This is a genomic window from Shouchella oshimensis (assembly GCF_002019765.1).
In the GTDB taxonomy this organism is placed as follows: domain Bacteria; phylum Bacillota; class Bacilli; order Bacillales; family Bacillaceae_D; genus Shouchella; species Shouchella oshimensis.
On record NZ_KV917380.1, the window covers coordinates 139,396 to 156,475 of the forward strand.

Consider the following 17,080-nt stretch of genomic DNA (forward strand, 5'->3'; position numbering starts at 1 on the left):
GTCTTATGGCACGTCGCGGTCGTCCAAAGCGTAGAAAAGTTTGTTTCTTTACAGCAAACAAAATTACGCACATTGATTATAAAGATGTTGATTTGCTTAAACGTTTCATCTCTGAGCGTGGTAAAATTCTTCCACGTCGCGTAACTGGAACATCTGCAAAATATCAACGTAAACTGACTGTTGCAATTAAGCGCAGCCGTCAAATTGCTTTACTTCCTTACGTAAACGAAGTAAATTAATGTTGCGATAAAAGAGGGTGGATTAAGCCGGCTTTCGAAAAGCCAGTTTGATTGCTCTCTTTTTTTAATTTCAATTGAACTCGCTTTTACTTTCACAGTAATTGCGATAAAATAGAAAAAGGCTGTGGAAAGAAACAGCTTGCACGCTTAAAAGAGGTGACGAATTGGAAGACAAGAACGTTGTAACAAGAGGGATAATAAACGGGTTACTGTTTGTTCTATTGTACACTCTGCTTGTTACTGGTATTCCCTTAATCAACACACTTGCATTTATCACACTTCCCTTACCGCTTCTTTATATAACCGCAGTGTATGGATTAAAAACAGGAACGATGGTCGCTAGCGTGGCGACAGTGGCGACAGTTGGGTTATCGCTTGTTTTTTCAAGTATGATATTTGTCCCCATTTGTTTCGCCGTAATCGGTGTTCTCGTTGGTTATTATCAATATATGAGGAAGTCGGCGGTCGAACGAATCGTTGTATTCATTATTGCGCCGTTTTTATCTTTAGCTATGATCTATGTGATCATTGAAGGATTATATGATGTGTCGATTTTAGGTGCGGTGCGAGAAACATTAGTAGAAACCCAAAGGCTAGCTGAGTCGTTTGCTGTTGATGTATATGATGACGCGTTTATCCGAGAATATATGCAGATGCTACAAGATATGATGCCTTTTTTACTCCTCGTATTCGGTACAATGTATGGGTTTATCCTTTATGGACTGTCTACGCTTGTGTATAAACGAGTAGGAATACAATATGATAAACTTCCTGCCTTTCGCAACTGGCAGTTTCCGAGATCTATTATTGCTTTCTATTTTTTGTTTATGCTTCTAGGGTTCATTTCGTTTGAGCAGGGTTCTCTTATGGCGAGCCTTTCGTTAACAGGGTTTAACATCTTTAGTATTTTTCTTCTGATACAAGGTCTATCTTTTATCCAAACCTATATGTATGATAAAAAGGCATCGAAAACAGTAATCGTGATTGTCACGTTTGGACTGGTGCTGTTGATGTTGGTTATGCAGTTAACGATACTATTCATAAAGATTATCGGATTGATGGATTTGATGTTACGCTTAAGGGATCGATTAAAGGAATAAATTTGGCCGTAATGAGTAGGAGATGACATTCATGCCTAATTGGAACAAGCCGTGGTGGCAGCATACGTATGTCATCACTCTATTTACCCTCGTTTTAGCTTTAACGGCTTGGCTTACGTTTAATCAGTGGGAAGCGGGTGTTGCTGTAACAGCGCTTTTACTGATCTGGGTGTTTTTTTACTTTAGAGCAAAGAAAAAGGACGATCATTATCTTGATACGTATATTTCAACGCTTTCGTACCGAGTGAATAAAGCAAGTGATGTAGCTATAACAAAGCTTCCTGTAGGGATTGTTCTTTATAATGAAAGTGGAACCATACAATGGACAAATCCATTTATACAAGAGCGTTTTGGAACAGGGTTAAATGGAATGGATGTAACTGTTATCCATAAAGATTTACAGCAGTATATCCAAGATGATACCGCAGAAGAAACCATACAGTTTGAATCTGGCTATTATCATTTTACGTTTGAACAAAACGAACGACTGATTTACGTGGTAGATGTTACAGAAAAAGAAACAACGCAGAAGCGGTATGATCATATGCTACCGTTAATTGCGCATATTTATTTAGACAATTACGATGAAGTAACCCAAAGCATGGACGACCAAATTCGTAGTCGCTTGCTAGCCCAAGTCACTACGGCACTAAATAACTGGGCAAATGATTATGACATTTACTTACGCAGAACATCGTCAGATCGGTTTTTAGCAGTTATGAATCATAAGACATTGTTACTGTTAGAAGAGAATCGTTTTGAACTTCTTGATGAAATACGTGAGATTACTGCGAAGGAAAAAGCACCCATTACCCTTAGTATTGGTGTAGGTACAGAAGAAGCTTCTTTAAAACAACTTGGTGTATTAGCTCAATCCAGTCTTGATTTAGCCTTAGGACGAGGTGGAGACCAAGTAGCCATTAAGAAGAAAAATGGACGCGTTCGATTTTACGGAGGAAAAACAAACGCTGTAGAAAAGCGAACTCGAGTCCGAGCGCGAGTAATTTCCCATGCTTTGCGTGATTTCGTTAAAGAGAGCGAAAAAGTGATTGTCATGGGTCATAATAGACCAGATATGGATGCAATTGGTGCTTCCCTTGGTGTCTTGAAACTGGCAGACTTAAATGATCGCGAAGGCTTTATTGTACTTGATGAAGAAGATACAAATGCTGATGTTCAACGATTGTTAGATGAAGTCAAGCAGCAGGAACATTTATGGAATCAATTTGTTACGCCTGAAGAAGCTGTACAGATTGCTGATAAAGAAACGTTGCTTGTTATTGTAGATACGCATAAGCCATCTATGGTCATTGAACCTAAACTATTGCAGATGGTTGACCGCATTATTGTACTCGACCACCATCGCAGAAGTGAAGACTTTGTACATGACCCAGTGCTTGTTTATATGGAACCGTATGCTTCCTCAACAGCAGAGCTTGTTACAGAATTATTAGAGTATCAACCGATGCAATTTAAAATGGATCGATTAGAAGCGACAGCATTGCTTGCAGGTATCACCGTTGATACGAAAAGCTTTGCGGTTCGTACGGGTGCGCGTACTTTTGATGCTGCGTCGTTCCTAAGAGCAAATGGTGCAGATACAGCCCTTGTACAAAAGCTTTTAAAAGAAGACTTAGCGAGTTATGTTCGCCGCTCTAAGCTGATGGAAAATGCGTATGTCTACCGAGACGGTTATGCAATTGCAATGGCGAATGATGATGAGCCATATGATCAGATTATTATTGCGCAAGCAGCAGATACGCTTTTAACAATGAGTGGCGTTCGTGCCTCATTTGTTATTTGTAAAAGAGGCGATGGTCGAGTCGGAGTTAGTGCTCGATCCCTTGGTGATATCAATGTGCAAGTCATTATGGAACGTCTTGGCGGTGGAGGACATCTGTCAAACGCAGCAACACAACTAGAAGATGCTGAGAGAGAAGAAGTAAAAGATCGATTAGAACAAGCGATAGACGATGGATTTGAAGGAGGTTCGGAACGATGAAAGTTATTTTTTTGAAAGATGTAAAAGGTAAAGGTAAAAAAGGGGAAACGAAAAACGTTGCGGAAGGGTATGCAAGAAACTACTTGCTTCCAAACCAATTAGCGAAGGAAGCTACTTCCGGAAACATTAAAGATCTTGAAGCACAAAAAAAGAGCCAAGATAAAAAAGCACAAGCAGAGCTTGAAGACGCGCAAGCATTTAAACAGAAATTAGAAGAATTAACGATTACCATTCCTGCAAAAGCAGGCGAGGGTGGCCGATTATTCGGAGCTGTATCAACCAAGCAAATTGCAGAAGCCCTACAAAAAGAAGTCAAGAAAATTGACAAGCGCAAAATTCAATTAGATGAACCAATCCGTTCACTTGGTTATACAAAAGTTCCGATCAAGATTCATCCAGAGGTAACAGCTGTATTAAATGTTCATGTGAAGGAAGTATAAGGATGTAGAAGAGAAGCTGACTCAAAACGAGTCAGCTTCATTTCCGTTAACTATTACAAAAGGAGTAAACCTTATGAGTGATCTTCTAAATGACCGGACGCCCCCACAAAATATTGAAGCAGAACAAGCTGTCCTTGGCTCCATTTTACTTGAAGAACAGGCGCTCACAACAGCAAGTGAACGACTTCTTCCGCAAGACTTTTACCGTGCTAGTCACCAACGAATATATGAAGCGATGCTTGATATTAGTGAAAAAGGTGAGCCTGTCGATTTAGTCACGTTGACGGCAGATCTTCAAGGTAGGCAGTGGCTTGACGATATTGGTGGTGTCGCTTATTTAACAGATATCGCTGAAACCGTTCCAACAGCAACGAATGTAGATTACTATAGTCGTATTGTAGAAGAGAAATCTTTATTAAGACGCTTAATTCGTGCCGCATCAGATATCGTTAAAGACGGTTATGCAAGCGAGGATGAGGTAGGTGCCATCCTCGATCATGCAGAAAAGACAATTCTAGAAGTAGCGCAACAAAAAAATTCATCCAATTTCGTTCAGATTAAAGATGTTTTACTAGAAACGTATGATCAAATTGAAGTGCTCCAACAATCTCGTGGTGATATTACAGGGATTGCGACAGGCTTCTCTGAACTAGATACAATGACCGCAGGCTTCCAACGAAACGACCTTATTATCGTTGCGGCACGACCTTCTGTAGGGAAGACGGCGTTTGCATTAAATATTGCTCAAAATGTCGCAACGAAAACCGATGAAAACGTAGCAATCTTTTCTTTAGAGATGGGTGCAAGTCAGCTTGTACAACGAATGCTTTGTGCAGAAGGAAACATCGATGCGCAGCGTATGCGTACAGGAGCTTTGGACGAGGAAGATTGGCATAAGCTATCTATGGCAATGGGGTCTTTATCAAAAGCAGGAATTTATATTGACGATACACCAGGTGTAAAAGTTGGTGAGATACGAGCGAAATGTCGGCGATTGAAGCAAGAAAGTGGATTAGGGATGATACTGATTGACTATTTACAGCTGATCCAAGGAAATGGCCGAAGCGGCGAAAATCGTCAACAGGAAGTATCTGAAATCTCAAGAACGTTAAAAGCAATCGCCCGTGAGCTTGAGGTGCCAGTCATTGCGTTATCTCAGCTTTCTCGTGGAGTAGAATCAAGACAAGACAAACGACCAATGATGTCTGACATTCGTGAGTCAGGAAGTATTGAGCAAGATGCAGATATTGTTGCTTTCCTTTATCGTGATGATTACTATGATAAGGAAACAGAAAACAAAAACACGATTGAAATTATTATTGCTAAGCAACGTAATGGCCCTGTTGGTACAGTTGAACTAGCATTTGTAAAAGAATACAATAAATTCGTTAATTTGGACCGTAGGCATGATGAAAACGACATGCCACCAATGTAAATTAGATTTTAAACGAATGAAAAGGTCAATAGTGAGATCAATGTTCGGATTTCATTGACGCTCTGGAATTGACCTGCTATACTTACAATGGTTTTAAATGAGCGTGGAGGTGTCAGTATGTCTTCAGTAGTTGTTGTAGGAACACAATGGGGCGACGAAGGTAAAGGCAAAATTACAGATTATTTATCTGAAAAGGCAGAGGTTGTGGCTCGTTATCAAGGTGGGAACAATGCTGGCCATACAATTGTTTTTGGCGGCAAAAAATATAAACTTCACTTGATTCCTTCAGGAATATTCTATAAAGATAAAACGTGTGTAATTGGGAACGGTATGGTTATTGATCCAAAAGCACTCGTAGAAGAGCTTGCTTACTTACATGAGAGAGATGTTGATACAAGTAACTTACGAATTTCCAATCGAGCGCATGTTATTTTACCTTATCATATAAAATTAGATGTTGTAGAAGAAGAGCGCAAAGGCGCGAATAAAATCGGGACTACGAAAAAAGGGATTGGTCCTGCATATATGGACAAAGCAGCTCGTATTGGCATTCGAATTGCTGATTTACTTGAAAAAGATACGTTTGCAGAAAAAGTAGCTTCTGTACTGAAAGAAAAGAATCGTCTTTTTGAAAAGTATTATGAAACAGAAGGATTCTCTGTAGATGAGATTGTTGAAGAATACTTTGAGTATGGTCAGCAAATTGCAAAATACGTTGTGGATACATCTGTTGTGTTAAATGATGCATTAGATGATGGAAAACGTGTGCTTTTTGAAGGTGCACAAGGGGTTATGCTTGATATTGATCAAGGAACATACCCATTCGTTACATCATCTAACCCAATTGCTGGGGGAGTGACAATTGGATCTGGAGTAGGACCTTCTAAAATTCATCATGTTGTTGGTGTATCTAAAGCCTATACGACAAGAGTGGGTGATGGTCCTTTCCCAACTGAGTTACATGATGAAACGGGTGATCAAATCCGTGAGATTGGCCGTGAGTATGGTACGACAACAGGACGACCAAGACGTGTTGGTTGGTTTGATAGTGTTGTTGTTCGTCATGCTCGCCGTGTAAGTGGGATTACAGATTTATCTCTTAACTCGATTGATGTTTTAACAGGGATTAAAACACTAAAAATTTGTACAAGCTATCGTTATAAAGGCGAAATCATGGATGAATTTCCTGCAAGTCTAAATGTACTAGCAGAGTGTGAGCCTGTTTATGAAGAGTTACCAGGTTGGGAAGAAGATATTACAGGAGCCAAAACATTGGAAGACTTGCCTGAGAATGCGCGTCATTACTTAGAACGAGTTACGCAATTAACAGGTATTCCTTTAACCGTATTCTCTGTTGGTCCGGATCGGAATCAAACAAATCTTGTTCGTGGTGTCTTTGCATAATGAATTATGTGGAAAGCGTAAGGAAAAGCTTGCGTTTTCCCTTTTTTTTCAGTATGCTTAAGACTGAATTTATGAGCCAAGCACGTTATAGAAAAAAGTTTTAAAAAAAGTATTGCGCAGATGATTTATATGTGATATTATAAATCTTGTCGTCGAGAGGATATGACGAAACACGGCTTGCTTATTGCACCGTCTGCTCAGTTTGGTATTTGAGCCATTAGCTCAGTTGGTAGAGCATCTGACTTTTAATCAGAGGGTCGAAGGTTCGAATCCTTCATGGCTCACCATTTTTACAGTGGCCCGTTGGTCAAGCGGTTAAGACACCGCCCTTTCACGGCGGTAACACGGGTTCGAATCCCGTACGGGTCACTTTTATATAAATACATACACAAATGGTCCGGTAGTTCAGTTGGTTAGAATGCCTGCCTGTCACGCAGGAGGTCGCGGGTTCGAGTCCCGTCCGGACCGCCATTTTTTCTTCGTCATTGTTGAAATAATCTTGATGTATAATAAGTAAGGCTCGGTAGCTCAGTTGGTAGAGCAACGGACTGAAAATCCGTGTGTCGGCGGTTCGATTCCGTCCCGAGCCACCACTTGCCGGTCTAGCTCAATTGGTAGAGCAACTGACTTGTAATCAGTAGGTTGGGGGTTCAAGTCCTCTGGCCGGCATCGAAAGAACTTTATGTGAATGCATAAAGTTCTTTTTGTTTTTGGTAGATATGTTAAACTAGTACGAGGGATGTCGTTATTCCCCGGGCAATTTTTTGTAGTGAAAACATCAGCAGTGGCTGGTGTTTTGTTTAAGTGACATAAATTTTAATGGAATAAATAAATAGATACTACTGATCCAGGAGGTAAAAAGAATGGATAAATATATTTTAGTTGTTGATGATGAAAAGCCAATTGCAGATATATTGAAATTTAATTTAGAAAAAGAAGGGTTTAGCGTAGAGTGTGCTTATGATGGAAACGAGGCACTAGAAAAAGTGAGTGAGCGTAAGCCGGATCTTATGTTACTCGATATTATGCTTCCCTATAAGGACGGAATGGAAGTCTGTCGAGAAGTACGTAAACAATCTGATTTACCAATCATTATGCTAACGGCTAAAGATTCAGAGATTGATAAAGTATTAGGTTTAGAATTAGGTGCTGATGACTATGTGACGAAACCATTTAGTACACGGGAGTTGTTAGCACGGGTAAAGGCGAATCTAAGACGTCAGCAAGTTGCAGTCGAAGAAACAGGTTCTTCATCAAAAGAAATGCATATTGGTGAGTTGTCTATTCATCCTGATGCGTATCAAGTAAGAAAACGTGGTGAAGCGGTTGATTTAACACATCGGGAGTTTGAGTTAATTCATTATCTCGGAAAGCATATTGGACAAGTGATGACACGAGAACACCTTTTGCAAGCCGTATGGGGCTACGATTATTTTGGTGATGTGCGTACCGTGGATGTTACCGTGCGACGCTTACGTGAAAAAGTTGAAGATAACCCAAGCTACCCTACTTGGATTATGACGCGTAGAGGTGTTGGCTATTTCTTAGCACCACAGGATAATCAGGAGTAAGGTAAATGGATCAAAACGTAGGCTTTTTTAAGTCCATACGCTTTAAGCTCATTATTATCTACATGTTGCTTATTGTTCTTGCCATGCAGATTATTGGTTTTTATTTCTCAAATTCACTTGAGCGAAGTTTAATGGATAACTACGAAACTGTCATTAGCGATCGGGTTAACTTGCTTACAGTCAGTGCCGCACGTGAATTAATTGACGAGGATTCAGATACGCAGGAAAATTTAAACACGCTTTTAAATGAAACGTTCCCACAAACAGACGAAAACATTCGGTTCGGGAAAGCGCAAATTATCGGGAAAGATTTTGTATTGCTTGCAAGTTCTGATCCAAATGATCAGACACGTATTGGTCAGCTAACAGAGCAAACAATTGTTAGAAGAGCGATTACAGGTGGATCTTCATTGAGCGATCAGCGCATTAATGAGCAGAACCAAGAACGTTATTTTGTGAAAGCACAGCCCATTCGACCAAATGAAGACTTTGCTAACGCTTCTCTTGATGGAGGTAATACAGAAGCATCTGAACTTCAAGGTGCTGTCTACGTAGAAGCTTCGATTGAAGAAGTGACAGATCAAGCCCAGTCGATCAACCAGATCTTTATAGTTGCCTCAACCATTGCATTATTGATTACATTTTTTGTGATTATATTAGTGGCTCGAACCATTACAGCGCCAATTTTGGACATGCGTAGGCAAGCTTTACGGATGGGACATGGGGATTTTTCAAGACAAGTAAAGGTATACGGCTCAGATGAGCTTGGACAGCTAGCAATGTCATTTAACGAGCTAACGAATAAGCTCCATGATACAACGCTTATGAGAGACCGGGAACAGAAGCGTCTTCGTTCAGTATTGGCTCATATGACCGACGGGGTTGTAGCTACTGATCAAAGCGGTTTAATTATTCTAATGAACCGACGTGCAGAAGAATTATTAGGTATTTCCTTAAAGCATGTATTAAGAAAACCAATTATGGACGTATTGAATATGGATGAAACGCAAAGCATTTATGATTTGTACGAGAAAAATGAATCGGTTTTACTTGATTTTAGTCATGGTGAGGAACTGGTTTTATTAGAGGCAAACTTCTCTGCTATCCAAGAAGATGACGGACCGATGAATGGGTTAATTACGGTTCTTCACGATGTAACGGAAAAAGAAAAAATAGAAAGTGAACGCCGTGAGTTTGTGGCAAATGTTTCTCATGAACTGAGGACACCGCTAACAACGATGAAGAGTTACCTAGAAGCACTTGCAGATGGTGCCGTAGAGGACAAGGAAATTGCGCCGCACTTTCTTAACGTTACACAAAAAGAAACAGACCGTATGATTCGATTAGTGAATGATCTTCTCCAGCTTTCTCGTATTGATTCCAATGATTACGAGATGGATTTACGCTGGGTTGAATTAGGTTCATTCCTGCATCAAATTATCGAGCGTTTTGAGATGATTGTAAAGGACAAGGATATTGTTTTTCATCGTCACATCGTCAAGCAGCCAACATTTGCAAAAATTGATGAAGATAAATTAACGCAAGTGCTGGATAACATTATATCGAATGCCATTAAGTATTCACCAGAAGGCGGAAACGTCAGCATTACATTACTTCATCAAGGAAACAAAGCAAGAATCAGTATATCAGATGAAGGAATGGGAATCCCGACCGAGTCTCAGGACAAGATCTTTGAACGTTTCTACCGTGTGGATAAAGCAAGAGCGAGAAATGTAGGTGGGACAGGTCTTGGCTTAGCGATTGCCCGGGAATATGTTGTGGCGCACGAAGGAGAAATCTGGGTGAATAGTGAATACAACGAAGGAACAACCATCTATATAACATTGCCTTACTCTACGTTTAAAGGAGGTAAAGTGTGAAATACGAACAGTTTAAAACAGCCACTTTAGTCGCGTTAATTGGCTTAAGTTTGTTTTTTACCTACCAGCTATGGACGTATCAGCCAAATCTTCAAGCGTTAGAGAGTGAATCAGGTGAAAGCGGGAATTATGCGGATTCCATGATAGGGGAAGAGCGATTAATAACGGATCTTATTCAGCCTAGCTCAATGATTTTGCACAAAGACTTGGAAGGGTATGCGCTAATGAATCCATTAAACAATCGGTATGATCAAACGCTTACGACATTGCGTCAATATCAGTTTGAACATGCGATATCAGCAGACCCAGTGACAACAAGTGCAGAGGGAATTGAATTACGGTTTCCTGATGAGCTACCGTTACAGTCACTCTTGGCTTACTTTGACGGCAATTACGATCAAATGAATACGAGTCGGGAAGTCAATCGATTACTTGTTTATGTGACAGAAGAGGACACTGTTAATTTCACCTTTGCCTCTTCTGAAAAAGAAGAATTTATGTCATTACGTACAACAATGCCAGCAAGTGATTTGAAGAATTTAATTTATGCGACGGATACTGAGTCTGAACTAGCAACAGAGGTTGTGAAAGAAAATGATTCAACTTATCTATTGCTACGCAATGACATTTACGTGCCGACTGAAAAGCAAGTTGTGCGAATTTATGATTACAGATTAAGAAACGATGAAGAGATGCCTATGCTGATTAATCAGCGATTGTTTAACGATACGGATGTGCCTAGGGCGAATCAATTAAACGGGGAATATTTGTTTACAGATGGCAGTCGAACCGTGACCCATGATAGTACCATTTCTTACTTAAATTATTCGTACCCGTATTCAACCGATAGTCAAGAAGAAAGCAATCGTCACATAGTGGAAGTTGCACAAGAGTTTATTAATGTAACAGGTGGATGGACAGATCAATATGCCATTGATCAAGTGAATAAAAAAGATGCAACGGACCAAGCTGAATTTCGTTTATACGTGAATCATCTACCAGTATTTGAGCACCGTTTAACCACAACGAGTAGTGACCAAGATCGTATGAAGATGTACGTCACCCGTGCAGGTACACAGGTTGTGAGCATGGGGCGACCTCTGTTCCAGCTTGAAGATCGGTATACAGAGCAAGAGAGAGAAGTTTCGTCTGGTTTAGATGCTGTGAATCAGATAAAAAAAAGCTCAACCATCTTATGGGAAGATGTAACCGATATTCGCTTAGGCTATAAAGCCACGATGACAAGTAGTAAGCGTGCCGATTTAACCCCAACGTGGTTTTATCAATTGGACGGTGAATGGGAAGCTGTTGTTAGATCTGATGAGGAGTTAACAGAATGAATTGGAATCGAACAAAATCTATTTTTATTGTAGTATTCTTGCTGTTAAATATCTTCTTAGGCTGGCAGTTTGTCGATCGTGTGTTGGAAGGTCAATTGCAAAGTATTGAACAAGCGCCTGAAATTGTCGAGCGTCTTGACGATAACAACATTACCCTCCCAGATGAAGATGTAAATACATCTGATGCAAGAGGGGTCGTGCTTGAGGGTTCGAGAGTAAGCTTTACAAATGAGGAAATTGAACAGCTAGAAAATAACGGCCATTCAGTGGAAACGATTGGTCAGTCTTCAAATGTGATTCGGGTTGAGTTAGAAGAGCCGATGAACATTAGCCAACTTTTAAATGCGAATACAGAAGAAGCATTTGCACCCTTATTAGCAGAGCATGTTCTTTATGGTGAAGAATACGTCTTTTCTAGACGAGAAGGCCATTTTCTTCATTTTAATCAACTCTATAATCAAGTAGAAACGTACATCGATAATGATGAAGCATTAACGGTAGAACTAAATGACGATGATGAAGTAATTGGCTATGAACAACAACGCTATAGCTTCAGTGAGAATCGAGACGAACGGGATATGACCCCGTATATGACAGCGATACGAGTACTATTAGATAACCACTACTTATCCATGAATAATACAATAGAACGTATCGAATTTGGCTATTATAGCTTATCTGATCAGACGCCGCGCTTTTTCTCCCCTATGTGGGCAGTAACGGTCGATCGGTCGGGTGCTGACGCAGAAGAAAAGGATATGAGAATTTACCTAGTGAATGCCATCCTCTCAGAACAGCACCAGTGGTATCCAGACGAATCACAAACAAATGAAGAAATTGAAGATGAGTTAAGTGAGTGATCCTCTTTTTGAGAGAGTAATAGAACCAAGGAGGACGTAAGATGGCTATGCGTTTCAGTGTGCTTGCAAGTGGAAGTACCGGAAATGCGATGTATGTGGAGACTGCATCGCAAAAAATTTTAGTGGATGCAGGGTTAACTGGAAAGAAGATGGATGAGCTCTTTAAAAAGATTGATCGCGATCCAAAACAACTAGATGCCTTACTTGTGACCCACGAACATAGTGACCATATAAAAGGTGCAGGCATATTTGCCCGCAAACACAACTTGCCAATCTACGCAAACGAAAAAACGTGGAAAGCGATGGAAAAACAAATCGGTCAGTTAACCACCGATCAAAAATTCCATTTTAACCAGGAAACAGTTAAACAATTCGGTGACCTTGAAGTAGAATCATTTGGTGTGTCCCACGATGCTGCTGACCCGATGTTTTACTGTTTCCGTCATGAAGGACGGAAACTAGTGATTGCAACAGACATGGGCTATGTAAGCGAACGGATAAAAAAAACCATTGCGGGTGCAAACTCATACGTATTTGAATCGAACCACGATTTAAATATGTTACGAGTCGGAAGATATCCTTGGAATGTAAAACGTCGCATTTTAAGCGATATGGGGCATGTGTCAAATGAAGATGCAGCTCTTGCATTACATGATATTGCCGATCATACGCCGATTCATGTGTATCTTGCTCATTTAAGTTTAGATAACAATATGAAAGACTTAGCACGAATGACCGTTAAACAAGTGCTTGAACAAGAAGGTCATCAAGTAGGGAAATCCATTCATCTTCATGATACCGACCCATATAGCCCAACCGCATTATGCGTGGTTTAAAAGCAACGAAAAACGTAAATAGTTACGTAATAGACCATACAAAATTTGTTTATTTCTCATGATTAGCCTCTCTTTCTAAACAAATGTTAAAAGAACTACAAAAATCATTTAATTCCCGGTTTTAATCTAGAAGAATTAGGTTAAATGGGTATAATGTAGGAAAATGGTTAGAGAGCTGAAATGGAAGGGGTAAAGGGCAATGGGTTATTACGATGGAAATGATTCTCGCTATAAGGAACCGAAGCAAGGAACGAGTAATGGTAAAGTTGCAGGATTTTCTGCTTTTGGCGGGGCAATTATCGGTGCAGCGCTTGTATTGATTGCTTCACCATTATTGTCAAACCTAGCTCCATTCGATGACAATGTTGAAGAAAATACAGATACCATTGCTGAACCTCAAACGGAACAAGTCGATTCAAATGTCATTAATTTAGATGTCAATTCCGCTGTAACGGATATTGTTAATGAAGTTTCCGATGCGGTTGTTGGTGTCATTAATCTTCAGCAATCCGATTTATTCGGTGAAGGTGATGCAAGCGAGAGTGGTACTGGATCAGGTGTGATTTATAAAGCAGAAGGGGAATACGCATACATCGTAACAAACCAACACGTCATTGATGGTGCTACGGAAGTAGAAGTAGCCTTAACCGATGGCACGAGAGTAGAAGCAGAAGTGATTGGTGAAGACGAATTGACAGATTTAGCTGTACTACGAATTAGTTCAGATGATGTTGATACAGTCGCTTCATTCGGTGACTCCGATTCATTAAGCGTTGGTGAGCCAGCGATTGCAATTGGAAACCCACTGGGCCTAGAATTTGCTGGTAGCGTTACCCAAGGGATTATTAGCGCAACAGAAAGAAGTATTCCAATTGATACGACTGGAAACGGTCAAGCTGATTGGAATGCCGAAGTACTGCAAACAGATGCAGCCATAAACCCTGGTAACAGTGGTGGTGCATTAATTAATATAAATGGTGAAGTGATTGGCATTAATTCAATGAAAATTTCCGGTGTTGCGGAAGGATTAGGCTTTGCCATTCCATCTGCGATTGTCCAGCCTGTTATTGAAGAATTAGAGACAACAGGAGAGGTAAGACGACCGTCTCTAGGCATTACCTTACGTAATTTAAATGAATTTCCAACAGCTGCACTGCAGGAATCCCTTGGCTTACCTGAAGATGTAACCGAAGGAATTGTGGTAGTGAACGTTTCCCCTGGTAGCCCGGCTGCAAACGCAGGTATCCAAGAGCAAGATGTCATTGTTGGTATTGATGGTGAAACCATTGAAAATGCACAAGATTTAAGACATATGCTCTATCGTGAAAATACTATTGGTGATACGATCTCTGTTACCCTTTATCGTGGCGGTACAGAAGAAACCGTTGATGTGACACTAACGGAGCAACCAGATGTATAAGACGGTAAGTGAACCTCTTTCATAACGAAAGGGGTTCTTTTTTTTGCAAGAACGCTTTGGACTGTGGATAACAAAATGCTATACTGAAAGAACGAAAAATGGAAGGACGTGCACGATGATAGCAGCATGTGAAGAGCATATTGAACTAGCGTTGGATGTCGCTGTGGATGAATGGGAAACGGCACCCATTGTCGAACAAGCAAAAGAACCACGAACATGCCAATTTTGCGAAGAAAAAGCAGTCTATACACTAACAAAATAATCAGATACCCACATTGTTGATATGTGGATAAATCATGTGGATAAGTGTTACCCTCTTCGTTTTTGTGTTATACACAGAGGATAACAGGAGAAAGGAAATAGGAAAGGAAGTTATACACAAGTGAATATCAGTGTCATTACTGTTGGGAAGCTGAAGGAAAAATATTTACGTTCAGGGATCGACGAATACAAAAAAAGACTTAGCGCCTACGCTAAAATCCATGAGATTGAAGTAGCAGATGAAAAAGCACCAGAACATTTAAGCGAAGAAGACATGCGTATCGTCAAGAAGAAAGAAGGAGAACGGATCCTTGGAAAAATGGATGCAGATACGTACGTCATCGCACTAGCAATCGAAGGAAAAATGAAGACAAGCGAGCAGCTTGCTAAAAGCATTGAGCAGCTTGGCACATACGGCAAAAGTAAAATCGCTTTTGTGATTGGCGGGTCACTCGGACTTTCTGATGATGTCTATGCGCGAGCGGATGAGTTGCTTTCTTTTTCTAAAATGACGTTCCCTCATCAGTTGATGAAGCTCGTTTTGCTGGAGCAGGTTTATAGGAGTTTTCGGATTAATAGAGGAGAACCGTACCATAAGTAAATGAGGTTGTAGGAAAGGTAAAGAGCACAACAAAAATGTATTCTGTTGTGCTTTAACGGAATTGAACGCTTAATTTCATGGGATCATTTCGAGGTTTTTAAGTTGTTCATGGAGGACAGGGGTTTTTAAAGAACCATTTAAATCAATTAAATGGTTTGGGAAGGATTCGGAAAAAGGTTTAGATCCATCTTTAATCCAGTCCTCACGATAACTTTTATATAGTTCCTCTTTGCTATAATCCCTATCTTCATCATCTAGACCGAACTGAAACCCACAACAACTACAAATTTCAAAGCTACTATTTCCTAGCGCATCATAAGGTGGTTCTTCAAGTCCTTTATAGCCACAAACAAGACAGATTTTCCATTCAATCAATTTTTATCACTTCAGTTATTATCATTCTGTCTCCCCTTTTGAAACGTCAGGATGATTAGGTGTTTAAATTAAAACTGAATCCTCCTTATTCTATACTAACTACAAGGTTTCAGGTGAATACGAATGAGAACCATTTGTATTCATAACAAAAGATTCCCTTTAACTAGTTGTGGGTTTATTTGTTATGTTTTTATCTAGATAGAATGAGTACTTAATAAAAATAAGGGAAGTAAAAACAAATAGCCCTGCAATACGTAATAATAACGCCACCAAGTGCAGGGCCCATCATCATTCCGATATTCATTAATGCTGTATTAAAACTCAAAACTGTCTCAGAGGACTGTGGTTTTAGTGACACTAAATAATATTGTTTTGCTGGTGTTGTTGTCCAGGTTGCTATCCCCCAAACTGCAAATGTAATAAATACGCCTATGGTAGAGTGCTGCGTACATGTCAATATAAATAAAGCAATGATATGAACAATTAGACTAACCGTTATTGTGTGATTTGGCCCCCATCTATCCACTGCGTATCCTCCAAAGCGCGAGCCAATAATTGCAAATGTGCCTAATACAAATAATGCAATACTTGTCATTTCTATTGAAAGATTGGCAGTGCTACTTAACAAAGGAGCAACATATGCAAATACTAGTGTATAGCCTAAAATCCACGTTATAGTTGTCATTAAACCAGTTAGGACTCGCCTATCTTTAATAATCTTTACTTGTTGTTTTAATGATAAAGCTTGATTTCCTTTTATTGATGGTAATAGTTTATACAGCCCCATTAATAAGAGAATTGTACCAAATGCAATAATAAAAAAGATATAATGCCAATCAAAATAGCCGGCTAAAAATGTTCCGATTGGTACTCCAAGAACTAATGAAACAGTGAAGCCTGTAATAACTGTTGCTATAGCGCTACCCTTTCTTTTAGGGGATGCCAATTGTGCAGCATAATTTGTTGCGACAACAATATAAAGTCCTCCACTCATGCCCATAATAATCCTAGATAACAGTAGCATGATAAAATTATGGCTTAAAAACGCGATAAAATTCCCAACTATAAAAGTAAAGATGGCATATAAAAGTATTTTCTTACGATCAAATGTAGAAGTTAACATGACCAAAAATAATGCACCAAAAGCATAGGATAGAGAATAAATTGTAATTAGCTGACCGGCAATAGAAACTGAAACACCCATTTCAAGGGAGATTAATTCTAATATTCCAGAAACAACAAACTCTGATGTACCTGTTACAAAAGCTCCTAAAGCCAAGAAAATAATAGTAAGCTGACTTAATTTAGTGTTCATT

At 39.7% G+C, this 17,080-nt stretch carries 15 protein-coding genes, 5 tRNA genes and 1 pseudogene; 19 read left to right on the forward strand and 2 right to left on the reverse strand.

All coding sequences use genetic code 11. The annotated features are described in order from the left end of the window. Nucleotides 1-5: 5 nt before the first annotated feature. From rpsR to rlmH, 19 genes are all read left to right on the forward strand, one after another. Nucleotides 6-239, forward strand: a complete 234-nt coding sequence (rpsR, locus tag BK583_RS00690; RefSeq protein WP_035396877.1) for a 30S ribosomal protein S18 — start codon at nt 6-8, stop codon at nt 237-239. Nucleotides 240-403: 164 nt separating this feature from the next. After that, nucleotides 404-1,339: a DUF2232 domain-containing protein gene (locus tag BK583_RS00695; RefSeq protein WP_055736086.1), complete on the forward strand. Its 936-nt coding sequence runs from the start codon at nt 404-406 to the stop codon at nt 1,337-1,339. A gap of 31 nt (nt 1,340-1,370) precedes the next feature. Continuing rightward, a complete protein-coding gene (locus tag BK583_RS00700) occupies nt 1,371-3,341 on the forward strand; it encodes a DHH family phosphoesterase (RefSeq protein ID WP_038484692.1) in 1,971 nt (656 codons plus the stop codon). Continuing rightward, a complete protein-coding gene (gene rplI, locus BK583_RS00705; RefSeq protein WP_038484688.1) occupies nt 3,338-3,781 on the forward strand; it encodes a 50S ribosomal protein L9 in 444 nt (147 codons plus the stop codon). Before BK583_RS00700 ends, rplI begins: the two co-directional genes overlap by 4 nt. A gap of 73 nt (nt 3,782-3,854) precedes the next feature. Then, nucleotides 3,855-5,216, forward strand: a complete 1,362-nt coding sequence (gene dnaB / locus BK583_RS00710) for a replicative DNA helicase (protein ID WP_038484685.1) — start codon at nt 3,855-3,857, stop codon at nt 5,214-5,216. Between the two features lie 117 nt (nt 5,217-5,333). After that, a complete protein-coding gene (locus BK583_RS00715) occupies nt 5,334-6,620 on the forward strand; it encodes an adenylosuccinate synthase (protein WP_038484683.1) in 1,287 nt (428 codons plus the stop codon). 211 nt (nt 6,621-6,831) lie between these two features. After that, nucleotides 6,832-6,907, forward strand: a tRNA-Lys gene (locus tag BK583_RS00720). A gap of 10 nt (nt 6,908-6,917) precedes the next feature. Further along, nucleotides 6,918-6,989, forward strand: a tRNA-Glu gene (locus BK583_RS00725). 25 nt (nt 6,990-7,014) lie between these two features. Then, a tRNA-Asp gene (locus BK583_RS00730) sits at nt 7,015-7,091 on the forward strand. Nucleotides 7,092-7,137: 46 nt separating this feature from the next. Beyond that, nucleotides 7,138-7,213, forward strand: a tRNA-Phe gene (locus BK583_RS00735). A 3-nt stretch (nt 7,214-7,216) separates the two neighbouring features. After that, a tRNA-Thr gene (locus tag BK583_RS00740) sits at nt 7,217-7,289 on the forward strand. A 194-nt stretch (nt 7,290-7,483) separates the two neighbouring features. Beyond that, on the forward strand, nt 7,484-8,191 hold the full coding sequence (gene yycF / locus BK583_RS00745; RefSeq protein ID WP_038484680.1) for a response regulator YycF: 708 nt from the start codon (nt 7,484-7,486) through the stop codon (nt 8,189-8,191). Nucleotides 8,192-8,196: 5 nt separating this feature from the next. After that, nucleotides 8,197-10,071 (forward strand): cell wall metabolism sensor histidine kinase WalK, encoded by a 1,875-nt coding sequence (gene walK, locus BK583_RS00750; protein WP_038484677.1) that lies wholly within the window; start codon nt 8,197-8,199, stop codon nt 10,069-10,071. Then, nucleotides 10,068-11,411: a YycH family regulatory protein gene (locus tag BK583_RS00755; RefSeq protein WP_038484674.1), complete on the forward strand. Its 1,344-nt coding sequence runs from the start codon at nt 10,068-10,070 to the stop codon at nt 11,409-11,411. The genes walK and BK583_RS00755 overlap by 4 nt, the downstream gene beginning before the upstream one ends. Next, on the forward strand, nt 11,408-12,271 hold the full coding sequence (locus BK583_RS00760; RefSeq protein ID WP_055736087.1) for a two-component system regulatory protein YycI: 864 nt from the start codon (nt 11,408-11,410) through the stop codon (nt 12,269-12,271). The genes BK583_RS00755 and BK583_RS00760 overlap by 4 nt, the downstream gene beginning before the upstream one ends. Nucleotides 12,272-12,312: 41 nt before the next feature. After that, the gene (locus tag BK583_RS00765; protein ID WP_038484669.1) at nt 12,313-13,107 is read left to right on the forward strand and encodes an MBL fold metallo-hydrolase; all 795 of its coding nucleotides are present in this window, start codon (nt 12,313-12,315) and stop codon (nt 13,105-13,107) included. A gap of 199 nt (nt 13,108-13,306) precedes the next feature. Further along, complete coding sequence (locus BK583_RS00770) at nt 13,307-14,527, forward strand: S1C family serine protease (RefSeq protein WP_038484666.1); 1,221 nt, start codon at nt 13,307-13,309, stop codon at nt 14,525-14,527. A gap of 115 nt (nt 14,528-14,642) precedes the next feature. Further along, the gene (locus tag BK583_RS00775; RefSeq protein WP_078440283.1) at nt 14,643-14,789 is read left to right on the forward strand and encodes a CxxH/CxxC protein; all 147 of its coding nucleotides are present in this window, start codon (nt 14,643-14,645) and stop codon (nt 14,787-14,789) included. A gap of 120 nt (nt 14,790-14,909) precedes the next feature. Next, complete coding sequence (gene rlmH / locus BK583_RS00780; RefSeq protein ID WP_038484662.1) at nt 14,910-15,389, forward strand: 23S rRNA (pseudouridine(1915)-N(3))-methyltransferase RlmH; 480 nt, start codon at nt 14,910-14,912, stop codon at nt 15,387-15,389. Between the two features lie 75 nt (nt 15,390-15,464). On the opposite strand, the gene BK583_RS00785 is transcribed toward rlmH, so the two are convergent. Both BK583_RS00785 and BK583_RS00790 read right to left on the reverse strand, forming a co-directional pair. Beyond that, a complete protein-coding gene (locus tag BK583_RS00785) occupies nt 15,465-15,764 on the reverse strand; it encodes a hypothetical protein (RefSeq protein ID WP_055736088.1) in 300 nt (99 codons plus the stop codon). A gap of 159 nt (nt 15,765-15,923) precedes the next feature. Then, nucleotides 15,924-17,079, reverse strand: a pseudogene (locus tag BK583_RS00790) (MFS transporter). Nucleotide 17,080 lies beyond the last annotated feature (1 nt).

What these genes read in the sequence shown, in the direction of transcription:
- BK583_RS00760 (WP_055736087.1), top strand. Translation starts at nt 11,408, where the DNA reads ATGAATTGGAATCGAACAAAATCTATTTTTATTGTAGTATTCTTGCTG.
- walK (WP_038484677.1), top strand. Translation starts at nt 8,197, where the DNA reads ATGGATCAAAACGTAGGCTTTTTTAAGTCCATACGCTTTAAGCTCATT.
- BK583_RS00715 (WP_038484683.1), top strand. Translation starts at nt 5,334, where the DNA reads ATGTCTTCAGTAGTTGTTGTAGGAACACAATGGGGCGACGAAGGTAAA.
- BK583_RS00770 (WP_038484666.1), top strand. Translation starts at nt 13,307, where the DNA reads ATGGGTTATTACGATGGAAATGATTCTCGCTATAAGGAACCGAAGCAA.
- rpsR (WP_035396877.1), top strand. Translation starts at nt 6, where the DNA reads ATGGCACGTCGCGGTCGTCCAAAGCGTAGAAAAGTTTGTTTCTTTACA.
- yycF (WP_038484680.1), top strand. Translation starts at nt 7,484, where the DNA reads ATGGATAAATATATTTTAGTTGTTGATGATGAAAAGCCAATTGCAGAT.
- rplI (WP_038484688.1), top strand. Translation starts at nt 3,338, where the DNA reads ATGAAAGTTATTTTTTTGAAAGATGTAAAAGGTAAAGGTAAAAAAGGG.
- BK583_RS00700 (WP_038484692.1), top strand. Translation starts at nt 1,371, where the DNA reads ATGCCTAATTGGAACAAGCCGTGGTGGCAGCATACGTATGTCATCACT.
- BK583_RS00765 (WP_038484669.1), top strand. Translation starts at nt 12,313, where the DNA reads ATGGCTATGCGTTTCAGTGTGCTTGCAAGTGGAAGTACCGGAAATGCG.
- dnaB (WP_038484685.1), top strand. Translation starts at nt 3,855, where the DNA reads ATGAGTGATCTTCTAAATGACCGGACGCCCCCACAAAATATTGAAGCA.
- BK583_RS00775 (WP_078440283.1), top strand. Translation starts at nt 14,643, where the DNA reads ATGATAGCAGCATGTGAAGAGCATATTGAACTAGCGTTGGATGTCGCT.